This window comes from Candidatus Planktophila sp. (assembly GCF_046070465.1).
GTDB lineage: Bacteria > Actinomycetota > Actinomycetes > Nanopelagicales > Nanopelagicaceae > Planktophila.
Map to the genome: position 1 here is coordinate 1 of NZ_JBJTMK010000035.1, position 8,240 is coordinate 8,240.

The window sequence follows — 8,240 nt, forward strand, 5'->3', positions numbered from 1 at the left end:
ATCAACGACCAACCAGTTGTTGTCGATTTTCGTGTTCATCGCGATGCGATGGTCTGGCCCATGGTTGCTGCTGGAACATCCAATGATGAAATCATGATCGCCCGCGCAACAGCGCCTGACTGGGATTCACAGGAGCTCTAATGTCTATTCATACACTTGAAGTTCTCGTTGAAAATGAACCAGGCGTACTTGCTCGCGTATCAGGGCTCTTTGCCCGCCGTGCATACAACATCGACACGCTAGTTGTAGGGCCAACATCTAACCCAGAAGTTTCGAAGATGGTGATTCAAGTCAACCTTGAAGGCCACTCTCTCGAGCAAGTTATCGCTCAATTGGACAAGCTCATTAGTGTTATCAGCATTGAAGAGCTCGTTGATGGAGCCAAGAAGCCAGTGAAAGACACCCAGCCCGATTACCAAAACTAATTCCGACAATAAAAATTCATAGCAAGAAACGACTAAAGGAGAAATACCGTGGCAACGATGTATCACGATCAGGATGCAGATCTATCCGTAATTCAGGGTCGCAAAGTCGCGATCATCGGTTATGGCTCACAGGGCCATGCACACGCACTTAACCTTCGCGACTCAGGGGTTGATGTTCGCGTTGGCCTTAAGGAAGGTTCACCATCTCGTGCAAAGGCAGAGGCAGAAGGCCTTCGCGTTGTAGATGTTGCTACCGCTGCAAAAGAAGCTGATGTCATCATGATCTTGGCTCCAGATCACCTTCAGCGCCACATCTATGCAGAGTCAATCTTGCCTAATCTCGAAAAGGGCGATGCTCTCTTCTTTGGTCACGGTTTCAATATTCGTTTCGGTTACATCAAGCCACCAGTAGATGTTGATGTCTGCATGGTTGCACCGAAGGGGCCAGGACACCTTGTCCGTCGCGAGTTCGCAGCTGGACGTGGCGTCCCTGACATCGTTGCTGTCGAGCAGGATGCAACAGGTAACGCCTGGCCATTGACGCTCTCCTATGCAAAGGCGATGGGCGGACTTCGCGCAGGCGGAATCCTCACAACATTTACCGAAGAGACAGAGACAGATTTGTTCGGAGAGCAGGCAGTTCTCTGTGGCGGCGCATCACAGCTTGTGATGTACGGCTTCGAAACTCTTGTTGAAGCTGGATACCAGCCAGAGGTTGCCTACTTCGAGTGCTTGCATGAACTTAAGTTGATTGTTGACCTTATGTACGAAGGTGGAATCGCAAAGCAGCGCTGGTCAGTATCTGACACAGCTGAGTTCGGTGACTACGTATCCGGTCCACGCGTTATCGACCCACACGTCAAGGAGAACATGAAGGCAGTTCTTGCGGATATTCAGTCAGGTGCGTTTGCAAAGCGTTTCGTCGACGACCTCGAGAACGGCGCAAAAGAATTCACAGCACTTCGCGAAAAGGGTGAATCACACCAGATCGAGAAGGTCGGCCGTGAACTCCGCAAGATGTTTAGCTGGATGAAGAAGAATGACAACGAGGATTACCAAGAGGGAAGTGCTTCACGTGGCTAAACCTGTTGTTCTGATTGCTGAAGAACTCAGCGCTGCAACACTCGATGCACTCGGTCCTGACTTCGAGGTTCGTAATTGCGATGGCGCAAACCGCGCAGAGCTCCTTGAGGCTCTTGGTAAGGGAGTTGATGCAGTTCTTATTCGTTCTGCAACAAAGATGGATGCAGAAGCAATTGCTGCAGCAAAGGGTCTCAAGGTCATTGCTCGCGCAGGTGTCGGTCTCGATAACGTTGATATTCCTGCAGCAACCGCCGCTGGCGTCATGGTTGTGAATGCACCAACATCAAATATCGTCTCTGCTGCAGAGCTTGCAATCTCACTGTTGCTCGCATCTGCACGTTTTATCTCCCCAGCACATGCCGCGTTGAAGAACGGCAAGTGGGCTCGCTCTAAGTACACAGGAGCAGAACTCTTCGAGAAGACTCTCGGAATCGTTGGCTTCGGTCGTATCGGTCAGCTCGTCGCTCACCGCATGCAGGCATTCGGGATGAACGTCGTTGCATATGACCCATACCTTCAGCCAGCTCGCGCTGCGCAACTAGGTGTCGAGCTTGTTGAACTCGATGAGCTCTTAAAGCGCTCTGACTTCATCACTATCCACCTCCCTAAGACAAAGGAGACTGCAAACCTCATCGGTGTTGAAGCTCTCAAGAAGGTGAAGAAGGAAGTCCGCATCATCAACGCTGCACGCGGTGGAGTACTTGATGAAGCTGCTCTCTACGATGCAATCACAGAAGGACGTGTTGCTGGCGCAGGACTCGATGTATTTTCTACAGAGCCATGCACTGATTCACCACTCTTTCAATTGGATCAAGTTGTTGCAACACCACACCTTGGAGCTTCGACTGACGAAGCTCAAGAGCGTGCAGGTATTGCAGTTGCCGTCTCTGTTCGCAAGGCGCTTGCCGGCGAACTTGTGCCTGATGCAGTCAACGTTAAGGGTGGTGCAATCCACGATGAGATTCGTCCATCACTACCTTTGGTCGAGAAGATGGCTCAGATCGCAACAGCAATCGCTGGCGAAATTCCTGTATCAATGTTTGTCTCTGTAAAAGGAGATATCTCAGGCCATGACTCATCCATCCTTGCAACAAGTGCGCTCAAGGGGGCTCTCGCTGCAATTGGTTGTGAAGATGTTACTTATGTCAACGCACCTGGTCTTGCAACAGAACGTGGCATGTCTTCAAGTGTGACAACCACTCCAGATAGCCCCGAATACCGCAGCATGATTTCACTGCACTCATCTTTTGCAGATGGTAAGCAGGTTTGTGTTGATGGAACTTTGATGGGTATCAAGAAAGTCGAGAAAATCATCGCAATCGATGGTTTTGATCTCGATCTTCCACCAACCGACAACCTCTTGTTCCTTCGCTATACAGATAAGCCAGGTGTTGTAGGTGCTGTTGGTAAGGCTCTCGGGGATGCACAGATCAACATTGCAGGTATGCAGGTTGCTCGTGATTCAGAAGGTGGAAGCGCACTTATGGCGTTGACCGTTGATTCACAGATCTCTGACTCCGTTGCTGCTTCACTCAAGAGTGAAATCGGCGCAGAACTCGTCCGTTCAGTGACTTTGGTGGGGTAAATGTCACGCACAATTAATTTGGCAGTCATTCCAGGTGATGGAATTGGTACTGAAGTTGTAGGGGAGGGCTTGAAAGTCCTCGATGCTGTTGCTGCAAAGTACGGTGTTACTTTCAACAAAACCCACTACGACCTCGGTGCCGGTTACTGGCATCGCACTGGTGAAGTTCTTCCTGACTCTGTTATGGCAGAGCTCGCGAAGGCAGATGTCATTCTGCTCGGCGCAGTGGGAGACCCCACTGTTCCCTCAGGGGTTCTCGAGCGCGGCTTGTTGCTCAAGCTTCGATTCGCATTCGATCACTACATCAACCTTCGCCCTGCCAAACTAATGCCTGGCGTTACAGGACCACTTGCAACAAAGGCTCCAATCGACTTCGTGGTTGTTCGCGAAGGAACTGAAGGCCCTTATGTTGGCGCAGGCGGGACGCTCGCTGAAGGTACAGAGGCAGAGATTGCAACAGAGGAATCTCTCAACACTCGTCGTGGTGCAGAGCGCGTTATCCGCGATGCATTCGAGCGCGCAGCAAAGCGTGAACGCAAGAAGCTGACACTCGTACATAAGAACAATGTTCTGACACGTGCCGGTGGATTGTGGACTCGTACATTTAACGAAGTGGCCAAGGAATATCCAGCTGTTACAACTGATTATCTTCACGTTGATGCAGCATCAATGTTCTTTGTGACCAACCCAGAACGCTTTGATGTCGTTGTGACAGATAACCTCTTCGGAGATATCTTGACCGATATCGCTGCAGCTATCTGTGGTGGCATCGGACTTGCAGCTTCAGGAAATATCAACCCAACAGGGAAGTTCCCATCAATGTTTGAGCCAGTTCATGGTTCAGCACCTGATATTGCAGGCAAAAACATTGCAGACCCAACGGCGACAATCATGTCTGTTGCAATGATGCTCGACCACCTTGGACTGAGCGATGCAGCTCGCGATGTCGAAAAGGCTGTTGCACAGGATCTTCTCAACCGTGGAGATGCTAAGCGCAGCACAACAGAAGTTGGCCAAGCGTTAGTGAATTTGGTGAAGTAAATGAAGATCACTCTCAATCCGAATGCAGTCCCAGCCGAGAAGCGCGATGCGCTGATTGCTGAAGGTGGATTTGGTAAGTACTACACAGATCACATGGTGGTCTGTGATTGGTCGCAAGAGAGTGGTTGGTCAGAACCTGAGCTTGTTCCGTATGGTCCACTGACTTTAGATCCTGCAACGGCAGTCTTTCACTATGGTCAGGAAATCTTCGAAGGAATGAAGGCATACCGTCAACCAGATGGTTCGGTCTCACTCTTTCGTCCTGAGGCAAATGCTCGTCGCTTTGCAAACTCTGCAAAACGTCTAGCTCTTCCGGAGATGCCAGTAGAACTTTTCCTTGAAACAGTTCATACCTTGGTAAAGCAAGATATTAATTGGGTTCCAAAGAATGTGGGAGAGTCTCTTTATATTCGACCTTTTATGATTGCAACAGAAGTTGGCCTTGGTGTTCGTCCATCTAATAAAGCGAAGTACATTCTTATTGCAACTCCCGCTGGTGCTTACTTTGATCCATCAAAGCCAGTCTCTGTCTGGATTTCAACGGAGTATGTCCGTGCCGCACAGGGCGGAACCGGTGAGGCAAAGTGCGGTGGAAATTACGCAGCATCACTTGTTGCGCAGAAGGCAGCAGCTGCCGAAGGTTGCGATCAAGTTGTATGGATCGATGCAAAAGAACGTAAGTGGGTTGAAGAGATGGGCGGCATGAACCTTTACTTTGTAAAGGGAACAGGTGCTGATGCGACTGTCATGACTCCAAAACTCACCGGAACTTTGCTTCCTGGAATTACTCGCGACTCTATTCTTACTGCAGCAAAAGACCTTGGCTACAAGACTGAAGAAGTGATGTTGTCGGTCGATGATTGGCGTGACGGAGTTCAATCAGGTGAGATCACAGAGATCTTCGCCTGCGGAACTGCAGCCGTTATTTCACCGGTCGGTCAAGCCAAGTCAGCGATGGGCACGTGGATTACTGGCGACGGCAAGCCTGGCGCAATCACTATGCAGATTCGTAATCACATGTTGGCAATCCAGCACGGTACAGTTGCGGATACGCATAATTGGAATGTTGCGGTCAAGTAATGCCAATCGACGACAGCTTTCATATCTACGACACCACTCTTCGTGATGGTGCGCAGCAAGAGGGTCTCAATCTCTCGGTTCATGACAAGCTGACTATTGCACGCCACCTTGATGATCTCGGTGTTGGGTTTATCGAAGGCGGTTGGCCGGGAGCAAATCCGAAGGACACTGAATTCTTTGCCTTGGCCAAGAAAGAGCTCAAGCTTAAGAACGCAACCTTTATGGCATTCGGTGCGACTCGTCGCCCAGGAGTAAGAGCAGCAGATGATGTACTTCTTGCAGCGCTACGTGATTCTGGTGCAGCGGGTGTCACTCTCGTAGCAAAGTCTTATGACCGCCACGTGGATCTCGCACTGAAGACAACCCTTGATGAAAACCTCGCAATGATTCGCGATTCAGTGTCACACCTTCGCGCAGAAGGTCAGCGAGTATTTCTCGATGCAGAGCACTTCTTCGATGGCTATCGTGCCAACCGTGCATATGCTCTTGAAGTTATCCGCGTTGCGATGGAGGCAGGTGCCGATGTTGCTGCGCTCTGCGATACCAACGGTGGAATGTTGCCGGATGAAATTGCAGATGTTGTTCATGATGTTATCGCTTCAACGTCAGCTCGCGTAGGAATCCATTGCCATAACGACACAGGTTGTGCAGTGGCAAACTCAATGGCTGCGGTGGCTGCCGGTGCGACCCATGTTCAGGGAACTCTTAATGGTTACGGTGAGCGCACAGGTAATGCTGATCTCGTCACCATCATTGCCAATCTCGAGCTGAAGAAGAAGAAAGAAGTTCTTCCAAAAAATGCACTTCGTGAGGCATTCCGCATTTCGCATGCAGTTGCTGAAGTAACGAATATTTCACCGTCACCACGTCAGCCATATACAGGTGTATCCGCTTTCGCCCACAAGGCTGGCCTGCATGCATCTGCAATTAAAGTAGATCCGATGCTCTATCAGCATGAAGATCCAGCCTCTGTTGGAAACGATATGCGCATGTTGGTCTCTGATATGGCAGGCCGCGCATCTATCGAATTGAAATCTCAAGAGCTAGGTGTTGACCTCGGGGGAGACCGCGAGCTCATTACTCGCATCGTCGAGAAGGTAAAGGCGATGGAGGCACAGGGCTTTACCTTTGAAGCAGCTGATGCCTCATTTGAACTGCTTCTTCTCGAAGAATCAACTGGCAAGCGCCCTTCATTTTTCTCCATTGATCACTGGCTTACAACTACTGAGCATGATGTCGATGGCACCATCATTACCAAGGCTGAAGTCACTGTTACGGCACAAGGCAAAGAGATCACTTGCTCTGGTGCGGGCAATGGTCCTGTAAACGCATTTGATACTGCTCTTCGCGATGGTCTCAATGAGCTCTACCCACAGATTTCTTCTCTTGAATTGACGGACTACAAAGTTCGCATTCTTGAAGGTCGCCTTGGAACCGGTGCGATTACTCGCGTATTAATTGAGACTTCAGATGGCAAGGGCGAGTGGAACACCGTTGGTGTTCATGAGAATGTGATTGCAGCTTCTGCAATGGCTCTGGAAGATGCCCTGACTTTCGGCTTGCTTCGTCAGGGATTGCAACCCTAATCACTAGGGGCAACGCTTGTTCTCGCAGTTTAAATACTAGTTCTCATAGCTTCGATTCGGTATATCCATTTTTCATTGATGGGCGTACAGTGCAAATGAAAGTTCTTCCTTAGGAGGAAGTCATGAGAAACACAATCGCACGCACCGCCCTTTCGGGCGTGCTACTTATCTCAATCGGCTTATCCGGCTTGCAATCAGCAAGCGCCGTAGATGAAGTAGCGGTAGATCCAGCAACACTTGTCTTTGAGATTACGCCAGTAGCAACAGCGACGGGTACAACCTTGATTATGGATTTTCCAGATTCGTATTGGACCAGATTGATCATTCTTCAAGTAGGTACGACAAAGAATGGATTGACCACATATAAGGGCTGGGACCATTTTGCTCTCTGGAAGGAAGATGGCAAGGTAACAATCTCATACGCAAAGAAATTAATAAAAGGTCAAAAATTACGAGTTCGGATGGGCGGCCGTTACGTTAAGACGATGACTATCCAGTAGTTCATACCTCCGACAGATGGCCTTCACCCTAAAAGTGAAGGCCATCTGCTTGCAAATTTTCTTCCATTTTTTTAATAAGTTCCTTGCGGCCCGAGACATTCATGTGGGCATATATGGAGATTGTCTCTTGACGAACCAAGGATTCAGAAAATCCGATCTCACTGGCTATTTGCGGATTTGTAAATCCTTTAGCTAGCAGATTACGAATTAACTCTTGGCGAGGCGACAGTGAGGATTTGGTAAGAGCAACCCGCTTTGGTGTTGTGACTTTTAGCTCATGGTTGTTCTCTGATTCTTGAAGAATAATAGCGAGCAAGTTTCCAATTGACTCTAGGTAATACTCTAGTTCGACCGTAACTTTAATTTTCTTATCTAGAACAAGGAAATATGCTCCAATATTTTGAATTGGACTTGCGATGCAACTACTCCAATTTCTGTCCATAGTGCCTTGCTCATTGACTCTAGGGTAGGAATCGAAAAATTTGTTTTGATCGCTAAAAATCATGACCGAATTATTTTTTATTGCTTCCACCACCGGAATCTCAACCGAAAGCGGTATTCGTTCCCACTGATTGATATAATTTGCCTCAAACCCAAATGATGACCTGAGGGTTAAGTGACCATCAGATTCAACTCCACCCACGTAGATCGCCTGTGCTGAGAATTCTTTGAGTGTGTGAAGTACTAAGTATTTGCAGGCATCATCGAGTGTCCTCTTGCCATTCGCTAAGTACTCGGTGAGTACTGCGAGTTGTTGGATATACATGTATATCTTCCCCCTGGGCTTTCCTGGCTGACTACCACTGCGATAGTGGGCTTACCCCTAAGAAGGCCTGTCTAATCCCACTATCGCAGTGGTAGTCAGCCAGGAAAGCCCAGGGGGAAGATATACATGTATATCCAACAACTCGCAGTACTCACCGAGTACTTAGCGAATGGC

7 protein-coding genes and 1 pseudogene are annotated in these 8,240 nt (G+C 49.0%); 7 read left to right on the forward strand and 1 reads right to left on the reverse strand.

Translation table 11 applies throughout. The features are described 5' to 3' along the window. Positions 1-140: 140 nt before the first annotated feature. The 7 genes and pseudogenes from ilvN to ACKOVI_RS01810 all read left to right on the forward strand — a co-directional run. Positions 141-371 (forward strand): annotated as a pseudogene (gene ilvN, locus ACKOVI_RS01780) (acetolactate synthase small subunit); the annotation flags it as partial. Positions 372-482: 111 nt separating this feature from the next. Then, positions 483-1,508 carry a ketol-acid reductoisomerase gene (ilvC, locus tag ACKOVI_RS01785; RefSeq protein ID WP_509602237.1) on the forward strand — a complete coding sequence of 342 codons (1,026 nt, stop codon included), beginning with the start codon at positions 483-485 and terminating at the stop codon, positions 1,506-1,508. After that, positions 1,501-3,093 carry a phosphoglycerate dehydrogenase gene (gene serA, locus ACKOVI_RS01790; RefSeq protein WP_509602239.1) on the forward strand — a complete coding sequence of 531 codons (1,593 nt, stop codon included), beginning with the start codon at positions 1,501-1,503 and terminating at the stop codon, positions 3,091-3,093. Before ilvC ends, serA begins: the two co-directional genes overlap by 8 nt. Beyond that, on the forward strand, positions 3,094-4,134 hold the full coding sequence (locus ACKOVI_RS01795) for a 3-isopropylmalate dehydrogenase (RefSeq protein ID WP_509602241.1): 1,041 nt from the start codon (positions 3,094-3,096) through the stop codon (positions 4,132-4,134). It begins immediately after the preceding gene. Further along, positions 4,135-5,214 carry a branched-chain amino acid aminotransferase gene (locus ACKOVI_RS01800; protein ID WP_509602243.1) on the forward strand — a complete coding sequence of 360 codons (1,080 nt, stop codon included), beginning with the start codon at positions 4,135-4,137 and terminating at the stop codon, positions 5,212-5,214. Then, positions 5,214-6,800: a citramalate synthase gene (gene cimA / locus ACKOVI_RS01805; protein ID WP_509602245.1), complete on the forward strand. Its 1,587-nt coding sequence runs from the start codon at positions 5,214-5,216 to the stop codon at positions 6,798-6,800. The genes ACKOVI_RS01800 and cimA overlap by 1 nt, the downstream gene beginning before the upstream one ends. 122 nt (positions 6,801-6,922) lie before the next feature. Continuing rightward, the gene (locus tag ACKOVI_RS01810) at positions 6,923-7,300 is read left to right on the forward strand and encodes a hypothetical protein (protein WP_509602247.1); all 378 of its coding nucleotides are present in this window, start codon (positions 6,923-6,925) and stop codon (positions 7,298-7,300) included. Between the two features lie 28 nt (positions 7,301-7,328). Here ACKOVI_RS01810 and ACKOVI_RS01815 read toward each other — a convergent pair whose 3' ends face one another. Next, positions 7,329-8,066, reverse strand: coding sequence for a LuxR C-terminal-related transcriptional regulator (locus ACKOVI_RS01815; protein ID WP_509602249.1), 738 nt, complete (start codon positions 8,064-8,066; stop codon positions 7,329-7,331). Positions 8,067-8,240 lie beyond the last annotated feature (174 nt).